Consider the following 15,407-nt stretch of genomic DNA (forward strand, 5'->3'; position numbering starts at 1 on the left):
GGGAGGGGAGGCGGGACGGCGGGAAGGGTCAGAAGCCGAGGGCCTGGGCGCGGCGCTTCACCTCGCGGGCGTGGTCGCCGCCGAGGGTGACCGCGCCGTTACCACCGGAGAGGGTGTCGTCGTGCTGGTAGAGCCAGCGCAACGCGGCCTCGTCGTCGTACCCGGCGTCGGCGAGCAGGTTGAGCACGCCGGGCAGGTGCTTGAGCACCGTCTTGTTGGCCACCAGGTCGGCGGGGATCCGGCGGACGCCGTCCCGGCGCACCGCGATCAGCTCGCGGTCCCGGATCATCTGGTGGACCTTGCTGATCGACAGGTCGAGCCGCTCGGCGACGTCGGGGAGGCTCAGCCAGTCGGCCGGGTCGCCGGGGCCGGCGAGTTCACTGCCGACGGACTGGTCGGCGGGTACGGAATCGGTCACCGGACCACCCTGCCACGTCCCCCGGCCGCAGCCGCAACGGCACCCCGCGTCGCACACCCCACACCACCCGGCCGCACCCACAACGGCACCCCGCGTCACACGCCCCACACCACCCGGCCGCACCCGCAACGGCATCCCGCGTCACACGGCCGTACTCCCGGCGGTGCCCCGGCCCAGGCACGCGCAGCGGCACCCGGCGGCACCCGCCCGACACGACCCGACCGCACGCCGGAGGCACGCGCGGCGGCGTCCCGTCGTGCCGGTGGGGTGCGGTCGGGCAGCGCGCTGCCGTGCCCGGATCAGTGCGGCGGGTCGGTCGGGTCGGAACCCGGCTGTAGCATCCTGTTCAACCTTCACCCTCAGGACACATAGACTCCCTGCCGATGGACATACAGGTCGCCGACACGTTGCTGGGCTCGCTGCTCGACGGGCGCTACCGCATTCGCGGTCGCGTGGCCCGTGGTGGCATGGCGACCGTGTACACCGCCACCGACGAGCGGCTGGAACGCACCGTCGCGGTGAAGATCATCCACCCGTCCCAGGCCACCGAGGCGCGGTCCCGACTGGCGGGATTCCCGGGCCGGTTCACCGACGAGGCCAAGGCCATCGCCCGGTTGACCCATCCCAACGTGGTCGCCGTCTACGACCAGGGCACCCACCAGGGGCTGCCCTACCTGGTGATGGAGTACGTCCGGGGCCGCACCCTGCGCGAGGTGCTGGCCGAACGCCGCCGGCTCAACCCCGATGAGGCATTGGCGATCATGGAGCAGATGCTCGCCGCGATCGCCGCCGCACACCGGGCCGGGCTGGTCCACCGGGACGTCAAGCCGGAGAACGTGCTGGTCGCCGAGGCGCCCACCGGCGGGGTGGCCAACCTGGTCGACAGCGTGGTCAAGGTCGCCGACTTCGGCCTGGCCCGCGCGGTGGAGGCCAGCGCCGAGGAGGGCGACGGCAACCAGCTGATGGCGACCGTCGCGTACGTGGCGCCGGAGCTGGTCACCGACGGGCAGGCCGACCCGCGGACCGACGTCTACTCGGCCGGCATCGTGCTGTTCGAGATGCTCACCGGTCGGGTTCCGTACGACGGGGACCGCCCGGTCGAGGTGGCCTGGCAGCATGTCGACCGGGACGTCCCGGCCCCGTCGATCCTGGTGCCCGGCCTGCCCCGGGTGCTCGACGAGCTGGTCGGCCGGGCGACCCGGCGGGATCCGGGCGCCCGCCCGGCCGACGCGGGCGCGCTGCTGGCCGAGGTGCAGGTGGCCCGGGACGAGCTGGGCAACCCGAACGCGCACACCGCCGTGCTGGGCCGGGTGGGCGAGGAGTTGCCGGCGGTGGCCCAGCCGACGATGGTGGTGGCCGCGGTCAGCCCGGTGAACCGGCCGACCTGGGCCCGGCTGCCCGAGCCGGTCGCCCCGCAGCGCCCGCACCGACGCCGGGCCGTCGAGGATGCCGCCCTGGGTTCCCGGTTCGCGCAGCTGCGTACCCGGGTGATGGGCACCCCGCGCGGCCGGTTGTCGGTGGCGGCGGCCGTGGTGGTGATCGGCCTGCTCGCCGCGATGGGGGGCTGGTGGGTCGGGGTGGGCCGCTACACGGTCGCCCCGCAGCTGGTGAACCTCAGCCGCGCCGACGCGCAGGCCCAGGCGGACCGGGCCGGGTTCCGGCTCTCCTTCGCCGAACCACGGTACGACGAGAAGATCCCCCGCGACGGCGTGGTCGCCCAGGACCCGGGCTCGGCTGCCAAGATCCTCAAGGGCGGCACCATCACGCTGACCCTCTCCCTGGGGCCCGAGCGGTTCCCGGTGCCGGACGTCGTCGGCAAGGAGTTCGACCTGGCCGAGGCCGATCTGACCGGCGCGAAGCTGGTGGTGGCCAAGGGCAGCCCCCGCTACGACGACAACCTGCCGGCCGGGGTGGTGGTGGACACCAACCCCAAGGTGGGCACCGAGGTGAAACCGGGCACCAAGGTGACCGTCATCCTGAGCCGGGGTCGGGCCCCCGTCACGGTGCCGGATCTGGTCGGCAAGAGCCTCGGCGACGCCCGCACCGCGCTGTCCCAGCTCGGGCTGGTGGCGGTGGAGACGTACAAGGAGTCCGACAAGCCGCGCGACGAGGTGCTCGGGCAGAGTCCGGCCGACGGCGCGGGCGTGGAGAAGGGCACCAAGGTCAAGCTGGACGTCAGCAAGGGTCCGCCGCAGGTGACCGTGCCCCGGGTGGTCGACCTGCCCTGCCAGCAGGCCAAGCAGCAGTTGGAGGGGGCCGGCTTCACGGTGAACGTCCAGTTCAACCCCAACGGCATCGTCCGGTTCCAGAACCCGGGCGAGAACTCCCAGGTGCCGCCCGGCACCCCGGTCACCCTGGGCTGCCTGTGAGTCGCCCCGGCGGGCTGCCGGTGAGCCCGCTCCGGCCGGTCGGTTCGCACACCCCCACCTCGGGCGGGCTGGCCAGGGCGGCCCTGCCGTACGTGGACGCGACCGGTTCCCGGGTGGTGCAGGTCTACGTCTCCAACTCGCGGGGTTGGGCGTTGCCGCCCGGTGACCCGGCCCAGGACGCGCTCTTCGCCGCGGGCTGCGCCGCCCGTGGGGTGCCCGTCTACATCCACGCCTCGCTGCTGGTCAACCTGGGCTCGCCCACCCCGGCGACGGTGGAGAAGTCCGCGCAGACGCTGGCGCACGCGCTGCGCCGGGGGCGGGCGATCGGGGCCCGGGGGGTGGTGTTCCACGCCGGCAGCGCGGTCGACGCCGGTTACGCCGAGACCGCCCTGCGGCAGGTACGCGAGTCGCTGTTGCCGCTGCTGGACGAGACCATGGCCGCCGGTGGTCCGCTGCTGCTGGTGGAGCCGAGTGCCGGTGGCGGCCGGTCACTGGCCTCCCGGGTGGAGCACCTCGGCCCCTACCTGGACGCGGTGGACCGGCACCCGGGGCTGGGCGTCTGCTTCGACACCTGCCACGCCTGGGCGGCCGGGCACGACCTGGCCGCCGAGGGTGGCATGACGGCGACCCTGGACGCCCTGGTCGCCACGGTCGGGGCGGACCGGCTGAAGCTGATCCACGCCAACGACTCCAAGGACCTGTGCGGCTCCACCCGGGACCGGCACGAGAACATCGGCAAGGGCGGCATCGGCGAACCGGCCTTCGCCGAGCTGATGGCCCACCCGGCCACCGCCGGCATCCCCGTCGTCGTGGAGACCCCCTCGGACAAACACGAGGGCCACGCCACCGACATCACCACCCTCAACCGCCTCCAAACCCCCTAAATCCACCCTTTCTCCCCGCAGCCTCCCCTGGCTCCCCCGTTGATCAAGAGATTCAGCGTTGATCAAGAGGTTCAGGTCAACGTGAAGATCGAAGTTGACGCAAACCTCTTGATCAACGCGGACAGGGCGACGCAAACCTCTTGATCAACGCGGACAGGGCGACGCAAACCTCTTGATCAACCCGCGCAGGGCGGTGGGCGGGAGGGGAAGAGCGAGGAGGGAGCGGGAGAGGGTCAGGGGGTCAGGAGGTGGGGGAGGATCTTGGCGGCGTGGTCGATGGCGGCGTCGTCGAGGTCGAGGTGGGTGACCAGGCGGGCGGTACGGGGGCCGAGGACCGACAGCAGCACCCCCTCGGCGCGGGCGGCGGTCGCCAGGGCACGGGCGTCGAGCCGGTGCCCGGTCAGGTCCAGCGGGACGATGTTGGTCCGCACCGGCCCGGCGAGCACCCCGGACCCGGCGAGCGCCTCGGCGAGCCGGGCCGCACGGGCGTGGTCGTCGGCGAGCCGGGCGAGGTGGTGGGTCAGGGCGTACCGGCCGGCGGCGGCGAGCACCCCGACCTGCCGCATGCCGCCACCCATCCGCTTGCGCAGGACCCGGGCCCGGGCGATCTGCGCGGCGCTGCCGACCACCAGCGAGCCGGCCGGTGCGCCGAGCCCCTTGGAGAGGCAGACCGACAGCGTGTCGAAGAGCGCGCCGTACTCCTGCAGGGGCACCCCGTCGGCGACGTGCGCGTGCCAGATCCGGGCGCCGTCGCAGTGCAGGGCGAGGCCGGCGGTGTCGGCGACCCGGCGCAGCTCCCGCAGGGTCGGCAACGGGATGACCCCGCCGCCGCCCCGGTTGTGGGTCTGCTCGACGGCGATCGCCCGGGTCGGCACCGCGAAGTAGCCGTCCGGCCGGATCATCGCCTCCACCACGCCCGGGTCGAGGTCCGCGCCCACCGCCGGCCAGGTCCGCGAGGAGATCGCGCCGTACGCCGCCGCCGCGCCGACCTCGTACGTCACCACGTGCGCGTCGGCGTCGCAGAGCAGTTCGTCGCCGGGCGGGACGACCAGTTGGAGGGCGATCTGGTTGGCCATCGAGCCGGTCGGGGCGAAGAGCGCCGCCTCGTGCCCGAAGAGCGCCGCGACCTCGGCCTCCAGCGCGTTGACCGCCGGGTCCTCGCCGTACACGTCGTCGCCGACCTCGGCGGCGGCCATCGCCGCCCGCATCCCGACGGTCGGTCGGGTCACCGTGTCGGACCGCAGGTCCACCAGCGGGGTGTCGCCGCCGGTCGGGTGGTCAGCCACGCAGCATCTCCGCCACCAGGAAGGCCAGCTCCAGCGACTGCTGGGTGTTCAGCCGGGGGTCACAGGCGGTCTCGTACCGGTCGGGCAGGTCGAGGTCCTCGATGCCCTGCGCGCCGCCGAGGCACTCGGTGACGTCCTCGCCGGTCAGCTCGACGTGAATGCCGCCGGGGTGGGTCTCCAGCCCCCGGTGCACCTCGAAGTAGCCGAGCACCTCGTCGACGATCCGGTCGAAGTGCCGGGTCTTGTAGCCGTTGGAGGACTCGTGGGTGTTGCCGTGCATCGGGTCGCACTGCCACACCACCTTGGCCCCGGCGGCGGTGACCTTGGCGACGATCGGCGGCAGCGCGTCGCGGACCTTGTGGTTGCCCATCCGGCTGATCAGGGTGAGCCGGCCGGGGATGTTCTCCGGGTTGAGCTTCTCGCACAGCTCGATCGCCTCGTCCGGGCTGGTGGTCGGGCCGAGCTTCACCCCGATCGGGTTGGCGATCCGGGAGATGTAGTCGATGTGCGCGCCGTCGAGCTGCCGGGTCCGCTCGCCGACCCAGAGGAAGTGCCCGGACAGCCCGTACGCCCGGCGGTCGGAGACCCGGGTCAGCGCCCGGTCGTACTCCAGCGCCAGCGCCTCGTGCGAGCAGTAGAGGGTGACGGTACGCAGCGCGTCGTCCTCGGTCATCCCGCAGGCCCGGATGAACGCGATGGCCCGGTCGATCTCCCGGGCGATCGCCTCGTAGCGCTCCCCCGCCGGGGAGTTCTTCACGAAGCCCTTGTTCCAGTCGTGCACCGCGTGCAGGTCGGCCAGCCCACCCGCCAGGTAGGCGCGGAGCATGTTCATCGCGGCGGCCGAGTTCGCGTACGCCCGGATCATGCGCTGCGGGTCGGCGACCCGGGCGGCCGGGTCGGCCTCCAGCGCGTTGATCATGTCGCCCCGGTAGGCGGGCAGGCCCCGGGCGTCGGTCGGCAGCGACCGGGGCTTGGTGTACTGGCCGGCGACCCGGGCCACCTTCACCACCGGCAGGGACGCGCCGTAGGTGAGCACGATCGCCATCTGGAGCAGGGTGCGGGCGTTGGCCAGCAGGTGGCTCTCGGTGTTGTCGGCGAAGGTCTCGGCGCAGTCGCCGCCCTGGAGCAGGAACGCCTTGCCCTCGCAGACCAGGGCGAGCTTGCGCCGGAGCTGGTCGACCTCGTAGGGCGCGACCACCGACGGCACGGTGTCGAGCACCTTGCACACCTCGGCGACCTGGGCCGGGTCGGACCACGGCGGGGTCTGCTGGCGGGGCAGCTCACGCCACCTGTCGAGGCCGAGGGCGGCGTCCTCGGCGGAGTCGACGGTGGGGCGGCTGGTCTGCAGCCCGGGGCTGCTCACGGCGGGGTAGCTCAGCTGATGCCACTCATGGCGCATGGGAGAAAGCGTACGGCGACGGTCCGGGCGGCCGGGCGGCGAGGGGCGCGGTTCCGGCAGTTGGGAGGTCAGGGGGTGACCGACGGCTCAGGGCTGTGTCCACCGGGCTCCTCGCCCGCGATGCACCAGTCCGCGCCGTCCCGGGTGACCGTGAACAGCAGCGGGCGGGTGGTCTTCCGCGTCCCCGCCGAAGCGGTCACGGTGGTGCTGACCTCCTGCCCCTGGGCACCGGTGCGGATGTCGGTGATGGTCGCCCGGGACACCTTGAAGTGGTCGGCGAAGTCGCCGTTCGGCCCGGTCGCGGCGGCGTCGAAACCCGCGTGCATCGTCGCGCAGAGCTGGCTGCGGCCGGCGGCCGGGTCCTTGGCGGTCATCGCGTCGAGGTACGCCTGGACCCGCTCGCGGGCCTTGCCGGACGCTTCCTGGGCGGGCACCCGCTCCGGCGTCCCCTCGGCCCCGTCGTCCCCGGTCGAGCCGCAGCCGAGCAGGGTGAACAGCGACAGGGCCAGCGGTACGACGCCCGCGGCGCGGAGTCTGGCGTCCATACGTCCTCCGGGATGCGACATGTCGACCGGTTGCCGAGCGGCGAGTCTGCCACACCGCACCGGTGGGGTGGCAACCCGTGACGACGCGGACACGCCGACGGGGAGGGACCGGATTGCTGGTCCCTCCCCGCCGGACGGGTGCGGTGTCGGTGCTCGGCTCAGCCGAGACCGCCCTTGATCGCGCCGATCAGCTCGCCGTTGCCGGTGTCACCGGAGAGTTCCCAGAAGAACGCGCCACCGAGGCCCTGGTTCTTCGCGTAGGTCATCTTGCCGCCGATGGTGGCCGGGGTGTCGTAGCTCCACCAGTTGCTGCCGCACTTGGCGTACGCCGTACCGGCGATCGTGCCGGTGGCCGGGCAGGTGTTCTTGAGCACCTTGTAGTCCTCGATGCCCGCCTCGTAGGTGCCGGGGGCCGCGCCGGTGGCGGTGCCGCCCGGGGCGGCCTGGGTCACCCCGGTCCAGCCGCGACCGTAGAAGCCGATGCCGAGCAGCAGCTTGCTGGCCGGGACGCCCTTGGACTTGAGCTTCTGGATCGCCGCGTCGGAGTTGAAGCCCTGCTGCGGAATCCCGGTGTACGAGGTGAGCGGCGAGTGCGGGGCGGTGGGGCCCTGCGCGTTGAACGCGCCGAAGTAGTCGTACGTCATCGGCATCAGCCAGTTGAGGTTGCCCACCGCACCGGCGTAGTCGGTGGCGTCGATCTTGCCGCCGTTGCTGCCGTCGGCGGTGATCGCCGCGGTGACCAGGGCCGACGAGCCGAACTTGGCCCGCAGCGCGGAGATCACGTTCTTGAACGCGTTCGGGCCGCTGCTGTCGCAGCTCAGACCACAGGCGTTGGGGTACTCCCAGTCGACGTCGATGCCGTCGAAGACGTCCGCCCAGCGCGGGTCCTCCACCAGGTTGTAGCAGCTGTCGGCGAACGCGGCCGGGTTCTGCGCGGCCTGGGTGAAGCCACCCGACCAGGTCCAGCCGCCGAAGGACCAGATCACCTTGAGGTGCGGGTACATCTTCTTCAGCTTGCGCAGCTGGTTGAAGCTGCCGCGCAGCGGCTGGTCCCAGGTGTCGGCGACGCCGTCCACGCTGTCCGCCGCGGTGTACGCCTTGTCGTAGTCGGCGTAGCTGTCCCCGATCGTGCACCGGCCGCCGGTGGTGTTGCCGAAGGCGTACAGGATGTGGGTGAGCTTGGCGGCGGAGCCGCTGGTGGCGATGTTCTTGACGTGGTAGTTGCGCCCGTAGACGCCCCACTCGGCGAAGTAGCCGACGACCTTCTTGTCCCCGCTGGGCGGCGGGGTGGTCGGCGGCGGGGTCGTCGGGGGCGGCGTGGTCGGCGGGGCGGTGGTGGGCGGGGCGGTCGTCGGCGGTTTCGTGGTGGTGGGCGGGGTGCCCCCGCCGCACGACGCGCCGTTGATCGTGCAGTTCAGCGGGGCCTTGTACGGCCCGGTGCCGTTGTAGCCCCAGCTGAAGCTGGCCCCCGGGGCGAGCGGCCCGGCCCAGCTCTTCTTCACCGCCACGTAGTGGTTGCCGCTGCTGGTGACGTCGGCGTCCCAGAAGCTGCTGATGGTGGTGCCGGCCGGCAGGTCGAACTCGATACGCCAGGTGCTGACGCTGGCGCTGGAGCCGTTGGCGACGGTGACCCGGCCCTCGTGGCCGGTCCCCCAGTCCTGCGCCGAGGCGAATGTCGCGGTAACGCTTCCGGCGCCGAACGCCGAGGTCACCGGTACCGCCGCCACGGTCAGCGCGACGACCGCGCCGGCCCACAGGGCGCGGCGGAGGGATCTCTTCATGGGGCGCCTCCTCAAACAGTTAGGAAACTTTCCAAATCGATGGGGAGACGCTACTCACACCGTCATCACTTCGTCAAGATGCGTATCCGTCGATTCGCCGGCCCGGTCGGGCGAGGTGGGGCGCACGGGCGCGTAGCCTCGCGGCATGACCGTCTTCGACATCGAGATCGACGCCCTGACCGGCGGACCCGTCGACCTGGCCGGCTACCGGGGGCGGGCGCTGCTGGTGGTGAACGTGGCCTCCCGCTGCGGGCTCACCCCGCAGTACGCCGGCCTCCAGGAGCTGTCCACCGAGTACGCCGACCGGGGGCTGGTGGTGCTCGGGGTGCCGTGCAACCAGTTCGCCGGGCAGGAACCCGGCACGGCGGCCGAGATCGGCGAGTTCTGCCAGGTCAACTACGGGGTCACCTTCCCGCTGACCGAGAAGGTCGACGTCAACGGCCCGGCCCGGCACCCGCTCTACGCGGCGCTGGTCGACACCCCCGACGCCGACGGACACACCGGGGACGTCCGGTGGAACTTCGAGAAGTTCCTGGTCGCCCCGGACGGCACGGTCGCCGCCCGGTTCGCGCCCACGGTCACCCCGGACTCGGCCGAGCTGCGCGCGGCGATCGACAAGGTCCTGCCCGCCGGCCGGTGAGGATGCGGTGGCAGCGCCGACGACCGGAAACACCAGCGGCCGGGCCGCCGGCGATCGATCCGCCGGCGGCCCGGCCGCTGGTGGTGGGTCAGCCCGCCGCGGAGCGGAAGACCGGGTAGTAGCCGCCGGACTGGCCGGCCGCCGTCGGGTGGTAGGAGACACCGAGGTTGACGAAGTTCAGCGCGTGCAGCCACTTCTCGCCGTAGCTGCACAGCTGGTGACCGACGAAGACGGACCGGACGTCGGCGAAGGTGAAGCCGGCCGAGGTGGCGGCGGTGCGGGTGAGGTCGTCCACCAGGTTGATGCCCTCGTTGATCTTCGCGCGGGAGGTCGCGGTGAGCCCCACGCAGACCGTGCCGAGCTGATAGAAGACCGGGTAGCCGACGACCACCACCCGGGCCGACGGCGCGCGGGACCGGATTCCCCGGTAGACGGTGGCCAGCTTGCTCGGCAGCTCCGCGCGGGCCTTGTTCTCGGCGGCCTGCACGGCCGCGACGCACTGGGACTCGCCCTGGAGCACGCAGGTGCTCATGATCGAGGTGAAGCCGACGTCGTTGCCGCCGATGGTGACGCTGACCAGGGTGGTGGTCGAGGTCAGTGCGGAGAGCTGGTTGTTGACCACGTCCGTGGTGGTCGCCCCGGAGCAGGCCACCGACTTGTACGAGGCGGGCTTGACGTTGGTGTTGTACAGCGCCGGGTAGGCGTTGGTGCTGCGCTGGCAGGCCCCGCTCTCGGAGGTGTAGCTGTCGGCGCCGACGCCGGAGGCGTACGAGTCGCCGAGGGCCACGTACCGGTCGGAGGGGGCCGCCTGGGCGGGCACCGCCACGCCGAGGGTCACGCCGATGGATGCCGCGAGACTCACGGCGAGGGACACGAGTCGGGATCTCCGCACGTCGCACTCCTGGGGGCTGGAAGTGGTGGTGTGAGATAGATATCACTCGATGCAGAGTTTGGGAAGGACATCGATGTGGAACAGGGGTCCGGCGACCCCGCACCGGCACCCCCGCAGACGACCGCCCGCGGCTACGCCGACGTCCGCGGCTACGCCGACGCCCGTGGGCCGCCCGTCGGCGACCACTGCCCCGCCAGCACCGCCCACACCTCGACGTCGACCCGACCCGCCGGACCCGGCACGGCCTCGCGCAGGGTGCCCTCGTGCCGCATCCCGAGCCGGCGGGCCACCGCCACGCTGCGGACGTTGCCGACGCTGGTCCGCCACTCGACCCGGTGGATGCCGCGCTCCCGGATCGCCCAGTCCACGATCCGGGTGGCCGCCCGGGTCACCAGACCCCGCCTCTCGGCGGCCGGCTCCAGCCAGCAGCCCGCCTCGGCCACCCCCGACACCGGGTCGAAGGACACGAACATCACCCCGCCGACCAGGGTGCCCCCGGCCCAGATCCCCCAGATGCCACCGGCGTCGGCCGCCCACTTCTCGGCGTACCGGCGCAGCACCCGGCGGGCCGACTCCAGGTCGGTGGCCACGAAGGACGCGCCGACCCAGGGGGCGATGTGCGTCCGGGCCCGATCCAGGTGGGCCAGGAACTCCTCCGCGTGCCACGGCGAGAGCGGGCGCAGCTCGGCGGCGTCGGTCAGCGGCGACGCGAACACCCGTCAGCCCCGCCCGGCCGGCACCGGCAGGCTCAACCGCAGCGTCGGCCCCGAGGTGGGCACGAATCCCAGGGACCGGTAGAGCGGTTCGCCCGGGACCGAGGCCCGCAGGTCGACCCTGCCCACCCCGCGTTGCCGGTACCAGTCCAGCAGCGCCTCCAGGCAGGCCCGGGAAAAACCGCGACGACGGTACGCCGGCTCGGTGACCACGTTGAAGACGTACCCGATCAGCCCGTCGGGGTTGTCGGGACCGCCCAGGCGCTGCTCGATGGTCCCGGTCGCGCAGGCCGCCAGGGCGCCCGGTCGGCGGGGGTCGTCGACGACGAAGACCGCCATCAGGTCGGCCGGTTCGGCGAGCCGGTGGTGGAGCACCTCCCGGGCGGCCTGCTGCCAGGGGCCCGGCGCGGGAGCCATCTGGTCCATGTCGGCCAGCATCACCCCACGCAGGCGGACGATCTCCCCGGCGTCGGCCACCACGGCCCGTCGAACGTTGATCACGAACGGACGGTACCGGATACTCCGCAGGGGTCACCGACCGAGACACGCTGATCGGAACCGGCGGGTTCCGCAGGTGTCCGGCTTGCCATCCAGTCCCGCTCACGGGACGCTGGAGGTCGGGACCGGACCGACACACCACTTCGGAGGCGAGATGCCCCAGCTCCGTACCGCGCCGCGCCGGCTGTTCGCCGCCGCCGGCACCCTCCTGCTCGGCGCGGCGGTGGCCGTGAGCGGTGCCGCACCGGCCGTCGCCGCGGCCGGGGACGTCGGTTACGTCCGGCTCGCCCACCTCTCCCCCGACACCCCGGCCGTGGACGTCTACCTCTCCGCCGCCGGCAACGGGACGCCGCAGGTCTTCCCCGCCGTCGGCTACGGCGTCGTCTCCCGCTACCTGCCCCTGGCCGCCGGCCGGTACGCGGTGGCGATGCGGCAGGCCGGCGCCCCGGCCAGCGAGCCGCCGGTGCTCACCACCGAGGTGGCCGTCGACGCCGGCCGGGCGTACACGGTGGCCGGGGTGGGCCGGTACGCCGACCTGGGCCTGCGGGTGCTCGCCGACGACCTCAGCGCCCCGGCGGCCGGGCAGGCGAAGGTACGGATCGTGCAGGCCTCGGTACGCGCCCCGGTGGTCGACGTGGCGGCCGACGACGGCCCGACCATCGCCGACGACGTCCGGTTCGCCACCACCACCGACTACCACCAGATGGAGCCGGGCCGCTGGCGGCTGCGCCTCGGCGGTGGCAGCGGCCCGACCACCGACGCCGAGGTGACCCTCGCCGGTGGGCGGGTCTACTCGCTACTGGTGCTCGACGGCAAGCGGGGCGGGCTCACCACCGAGCTGCGCGAGGACGCCCGCGACGGTGGGGTCGCCCCGGCCGGCGGGGTGCCGGCGGGGGCCGGCGGCCTGACCGTCGGCGGGCTCGGGACGTACCCGAAGGTGGCCGGCGGGCTGGCCGCGGGGGCCGTGCTGGTGGGCACGACGGTGCTGGTGCGGCGTCGGCGGCGACCGGTCTGGTGACCAGGCCCGGCTTCGCGATCCGGCGGCACCGCGCCCGGCCGGCACCGGCCACCGCCCTGGTCGCGTTCGGGGTGGCGCTCTGCCTCGCCGCCGGTACCGGTGTCGGCCTGGCCACCGACACCCGACTCGGCCCCGCCGACTCCGGCCCGGCCGCCGGCTCCGACCCCGCCGCCGACTCCGGCCCGGTGGACGGCAACGGCCCCGCCGCCGGCTCCGACCCGGCCGTCGGCTCCGACCCGATGGACGGCAGCGGCCCCGCCGCCGGGTCCGGAGAGTGGCGGCCCGGCTGCACCGGCGGTTGCGCCACCGGGGCCGGCGCCCTCCGCACCGCGCCCGCGCCACCCACCCGGGTACGGGTGGCGCGGATCGGCGTCGACTCCACGCTCACCGCGCTCGGCCTGGACCGGGCCGGCACCCTGGTCCCGCCGGCCGACTTCACCAGGGCCGGCTGGTACGGCGGCGGGCCGGCACCGGGCGACCCCGGACCGGCGGTGATCGCCGGCCACCTGGACTCGCGGCGCGGCCCGGCCGTCTTCGCCCGCCTCGGCGAACTGCGCCCCGGCGACCGGATCGAGGTGTGGCGCGGCGACCGCCGGGTGACGTTCCGGGTCACCGGCGCGCTGCGTACCCCCAAGGACGCCTTTCCCACCGCCACCGTGTACGGCCCGACGCCCGGCCCCGAGCTGCGGCTGATCACCTGCGGCGGCGACTTCGACCGGCGTGTGCGGCACTACCGGGACAACGTGGTGGTCTTCGCGGTCGCCGACCCGCCGGCCGATCCCCTCCCCCGCACCGCCGCCGACTGACCCTCTCCCTCGCCGCCGACTCACTCCTTTCCCGCTCCACCGCCCGCCGACCCCCTCCCCTGCTCCACCGCCAGCTGACTCCTTTCCCCGCCGCCGGCCGACTCCCTCCACCGCCGGCCGACGCACTTCCCCGCTCCGCCGCCGGCTGACCCCGGGCCGGTCGGCTAGGCTCCGGCAGTGCGACTGACCAGCGTGGATGACGTCCTGGCCGCCGAACACCGGCTCGCCGGACGGATCGTCCGGACCCCCCTGCTGCCCTGTCCACAGCTCAGCGACGAGTACGGGCTCGACATCGCGGTGAAGGCGGAGAACCTCCAGCACACCGGCAGCTTCAAGGTCCGGGGCGCGCTGAACGCGCTGCTCGCCCTGGCCGAGCGGCAGGCGGTCCCCGCCGGGCTGACCGCCTTCTCCGCCGGCAACCACGCCATGGCCGTGGCCTTCGCCGGTCGCAGCTTCGGTCTGCCCACCGTCGTCTGCATGCCCCCCAACGCGGTACCCACCAAGATCGAGGCGGTCCGCCGCTGGGGTGGCGAGGTGGTGCTCACCGACGACCTGCTCGCCACCTGCGAGCAGATCACCGCCGAACGCGGCTACCACCTGCTGCCGCCGTTCGACGACCCGGACGTCATCGCCGGTCAGGCCACCCTGGGACGGGAGCTGCTGGCCGACGGCCCGCCGCCGGGCCTGGTGCTGGTCCCGGTCGGCGGGGGCGGGCTGATCAGCGGGGTGGCCACCGCCGTCCGGGCGGCCGTCCCGACGGCCCGGATCGTCGGCGTCGAGCCGGCCACCGCCAACGTCGTCGGGTACGCGCTCCGCGGCGACGGCGCCACCCCGGCGACCCGACCGGTCTCGATGGCCGACGGACTGGCCGCCCCCTTCGCCGGCCGGCTCACCCTGGCCCACGTCCGGGAACTGGTGGACGATCTGGTCGAGGTTACCGAGGCCGACATCCGGTCCGCCTGGTGGGAGCTGATGGCGGCTACCCGGCTACTGCTCGAACCGGCGGCGGCGGTCACCCTCGCCGCGCTGCGTACCGGTCGGGTGACCGCTGCCCCGGGTACCCGGACGATCCTGGTACTCAGCGGCGGCAACGTCTCCCCCGCCCTGCTGTCCACCCTCCCCTGATCCCCTCTTCCACACCGCCCTCCCCCGCACCCCGCACCCCGCCCCCGGCTGGCTTCAGCGCGGCCCCGCCCTGACTCCGACGCACCCACCAGCCCAGCTCACACGCGGCCCGGAAGGCTCCGGCCCGACCCAGGGCGACCTGGCCTGACTACGGCGCCCTCCGACCCGACCCACCTCCGAGTGTGGCCCGACCAGCTCCGATACGGCCGCCCGGCTACCCCCGGCCCCGGCGCGGCCCGCCCTGAGTTCGAGCGTCACGCGCGATCTTGGAGTTCTGGTGCCAATTTCGCGAGGTTATGACCACTTTCGCGTCCCCCACAACTCCATGATCGACGCGGTGGGGTGGGTGGGTGGGTGGGGTGTGCGGGGTGGAGTGTGCGGGGTGAGGTGGAGTGTGCGGGGTGGGGTGCGCGGGGCGGGGCAGGGGTGGGGGTGGGGTGTGCAGGGCTGGGTGGGGTTAGCGGATGGGGCGGCGGCCGGCGAAGCCGCACTCGACCCGGTGGTACCAGCGCACGTCGGAGTCGCCCTCCAGCCAGCACCAGAGCACCGCCCGGCCCTCGCGTTCGCCGGGGAAGTCGAGCAGCACCGGGGCGATCCCCTTGACCTGGATGTCGTGCGAGTTCAGCTCCTCCAGCACCCCGTGTAACCGGGCCTCCAGCGCCTTGACCTCGGCCCGGCCGCCGAGCGCCGACATGCCGGGACCGGCCAGGTCGGCCCGGAGCTCAGCCAGGTCGGCCCGGATGCCGATCAGCTCGTCGATGCGGGGCTGCAGGGTGGCGACCAGGTACCGCGCCTGGGCGAGAGTGAACACCGGGCCAGTATGGAGCACCCGCGCCTTTCGTACCGACCCGTCGCCGGCTTCGGTCGACCCTGCGGGCCGGTGCCGGGCCGCCCGCCACGTGACCGGGTGACCGGGTGACCGGGTGACCGCATCACCGGGCCGGGTCTCATGCACCACCGCGTCACCGCCTCAACAGGCTGGGTCTCATGCACCACCGCGTCACCGCCTCAACAGGCCGGGTCTCATACACCG

Annotated in this window: 15 protein-coding genes; 6 read left to right on the forward strand and 9 right to left on the reverse strand. The window is 73.5% G+C overall.

Going from position 1 to position 15,407, the window contains the following annotated elements; translation table 11 throughout:
• Nucleotides 1-28: 28 nt before the first annotated feature.
• Nucleotides 29-418 carry an Rv2175c family DNA-binding protein gene (locus tag O7625_RS28935; protein ID WP_282343018.1) on the reverse strand — a complete coding sequence of 130 codons (390 nt, stop codon included), beginning with the start codon at nt 416-418 and terminating at the stop codon, nt 29-31.
• A 383-nt stretch (nt 419-801) separates the two neighbouring features.
• On the opposite strand from O7625_RS28935, the gene pknB reads away from it, so the two are divergent.
• Together pknB and O7625_RS28945 are read left to right on the forward strand one after the other, a co-directional pair.
• Nucleotides 802-2,787, forward strand: a complete 1,986-nt coding sequence (pknB, locus tag O7625_RS28940; protein WP_067301903.1) for a Stk1 family PASTA domain-containing Ser/Thr kinase — start codon at nt 802-804, stop codon at nt 2,785-2,787.
• A gap of 20 nt (nt 2,788-2,807) precedes the next feature.
• Nucleotides 2,808-3,671 (forward strand): deoxyribonuclease IV, encoded by an 864-nt coding sequence (locus O7625_RS28945; protein ID WP_282347128.1) that lies wholly within the window; start codon nt 2,808-2,810, stop codon nt 3,669-3,671.
• A gap of 233 nt (nt 3,672-3,904) precedes the next feature.
• Here the strand turns inward: O7625_RS28945 and O7625_RS28950 are convergent, their stop codons facing one another.
• From O7625_RS28950 to O7625_RS28965, 4 genes are all read right to left on the reverse strand, one after another.
• Nucleotides 3,905-4,924, reverse strand: coding sequence for a GntG family PLP-dependent aldolase (locus O7625_RS28950; protein ID WP_282347129.1), 1,020 nt, complete (start codon nt 4,922-4,924; stop codon nt 3,905-3,907).
• A 25-nt stretch (nt 4,925-4,949) separates the two neighbouring features.
• Nucleotides 4,950-6,356 (reverse strand): 3-deoxy-7-phosphoheptulonate synthase class II, encoded by a 1,407-nt coding sequence (locus O7625_RS28955; protein WP_089004191.1) that lies wholly within the window; start codon nt 6,354-6,356, stop codon nt 4,950-4,952.
• A gap of 68 nt (nt 6,357-6,424) precedes the next feature.
• On the reverse strand, nt 6,425-6,901 hold the full coding sequence (locus O7625_RS28960; protein WP_067313577.1) for a hypothetical protein: 477 nt from the start codon (nt 6,899-6,901) through the stop codon (nt 6,425-6,427).
• A 158-nt stretch (nt 6,902-7,059) separates the two neighbouring features.
• Nucleotides 7,060-8,682, reverse strand: a complete 1,623-nt coding sequence (locus O7625_RS28965; RefSeq protein WP_282343026.1) for a glycosyl hydrolase family 18 protein — start codon at nt 8,680-8,682, stop codon at nt 7,060-7,062.
• Nucleotides 8,683-8,827: 145 nt separating this feature from the next.
• Here O7625_RS28965 and O7625_RS28970 point away from each other — a divergent pair, with 145 nt between their 5' ends.
• Entirely contained in the window at nt 8,828-9,322 is a 495-nt protein-coding gene (locus O7625_RS28970) for a glutathione peroxidase (RefSeq protein WP_067313572.1), read from the forward strand.
• 88 nt (nt 9,323-9,410) lie between these two features.
• Here the strand turns inward: O7625_RS28970 and O7625_RS28975 are convergent, their stop codons facing one another.
• From O7625_RS28975 to O7625_RS28985, 3 genes are all read right to left on the reverse strand, one after another.
• A complete protein-coding gene (locus O7625_RS28975; RefSeq protein WP_282343028.1) occupies nt 9,411-10,214 on the reverse strand; it encodes an SGNH/GDSL hydrolase family protein in 804 nt (267 codons plus the stop codon).
• A gap of 149 nt (nt 10,215-10,363) precedes the next feature.
• Nucleotides 10,364-10,930 carry a GNAT family protein gene (locus O7625_RS28980; protein ID WP_282343030.1) on the reverse strand — a complete coding sequence of 189 codons (567 nt, stop codon included), beginning with the start codon at nt 10,928-10,930 and terminating at the stop codon, nt 10,364-10,366.
• Nucleotides 10,931-10,933: 3 nt separating this feature from the next.
• On the reverse strand, nt 10,934-11,428 hold the full coding sequence (locus O7625_RS28985; protein ID WP_282343032.1) for a GNAT family N-acetyltransferase: 495 nt from the start codon (nt 11,426-11,428) through the stop codon (nt 10,934-10,936).
• Between the two features lie 151 nt (nt 11,429-11,579).
• On the opposite strand from O7625_RS28985, the gene O7625_RS28990 reads away from it, so the two are divergent.
• The 3 genes from O7625_RS28990 to O7625_RS29000 all read left to right on the forward strand — a co-directional run bounded on the left by O7625_RS28990 (nt 11,580) and on the right by O7625_RS29000 (nt 14,374).
• Entirely contained in the window at nt 11,580-12,443 is an 864-nt protein-coding gene (locus O7625_RS28990) for a DUF4397 domain-containing protein (protein ID WP_282343033.1), read from the forward strand.
• On the forward strand, nt 12,440-13,249 hold the full coding sequence (locus O7625_RS28995) for a class F sortase (protein ID WP_282343034.1): 810 nt from the start codon (nt 12,440-12,442) through the stop codon (nt 13,247-13,249). Before O7625_RS28990 ends, O7625_RS28995 begins: the two co-directional genes overlap by 4 nt.
• 177 nt (nt 13,250-13,426) lie before the next feature.
• Nucleotides 13,427-14,374 (forward strand): threonine/serine dehydratase, encoded by a 948-nt coding sequence (locus tag O7625_RS29000; RefSeq protein ID WP_282343036.1) that lies wholly within the window; start codon nt 13,427-13,429, stop codon nt 14,372-14,374.
• 457 nt (nt 14,375-14,831) lie between these two features.
• Here O7625_RS29000 and O7625_RS29005 read toward each other — a convergent pair whose 3' ends face one another.
• Nucleotides 14,832-15,185 (reverse strand): DUF2203 domain-containing protein, encoded by a 354-nt coding sequence (locus O7625_RS29005; protein WP_282343038.1) that lies wholly within the window; start codon nt 15,183-15,185, stop codon nt 14,832-14,834.
• Nucleotides 15,186-15,407 lie beyond the last annotated feature (222 nt).

Origin of the sequence: Micromonospora sp. WMMD714, assembly GCF_029581315.1 — a bacterium.
In the GTDB taxonomy this organism is placed as follows: Bacteria; Actinomycetota; Actinomycetes; order Mycobacteriales; family Micromonosporaceae; genus Micromonospora; species Micromonospora rifamycinica.

Bases quoted from the DNA above. Each gene is read 5' to 3' on its own strand.
- O7625_RS28955 (WP_089004191.1), bottom strand. From the start codon at position 6,356: ATGCGCCATGAGTGGCATCAGCTGAGCTACCCCGCCGTGAGCAGCCCC.
- O7625_RS28960 (WP_067313577.1), bottom strand. From the start codon at position 6,901: ATGGACGCCAGACTCCGCGCCGCGGGCGTCGTACCGCTGGCCCTGTCG.
- O7625_RS28990 (WP_282343033.1), top strand. From the start codon at position 11,580: ATGCCCCAGCTCCGTACCGCGCCGCGCCGGCTGTTCGCCGCCGCCGGC.
- O7625_RS28965 (WP_282343026.1), bottom strand. From the start codon at position 8,682: ATGAAGAGATCCCTCCGCCGCGCCCTGTGGGCCGGCGCGGTCGTCGCG.
- pknB (WP_067301903.1), top strand. From the start codon at position 802: ATGGACATACAGGTCGCCGACACGTTGCTGGGCTCGCTGCTCGACGGG.
- O7625_RS28970 (WP_067313572.1), top strand. From the start codon at position 8,828: ATGACCGTCTTCGACATCGAGATCGACGCCCTGACCGGCGGACCCGTC.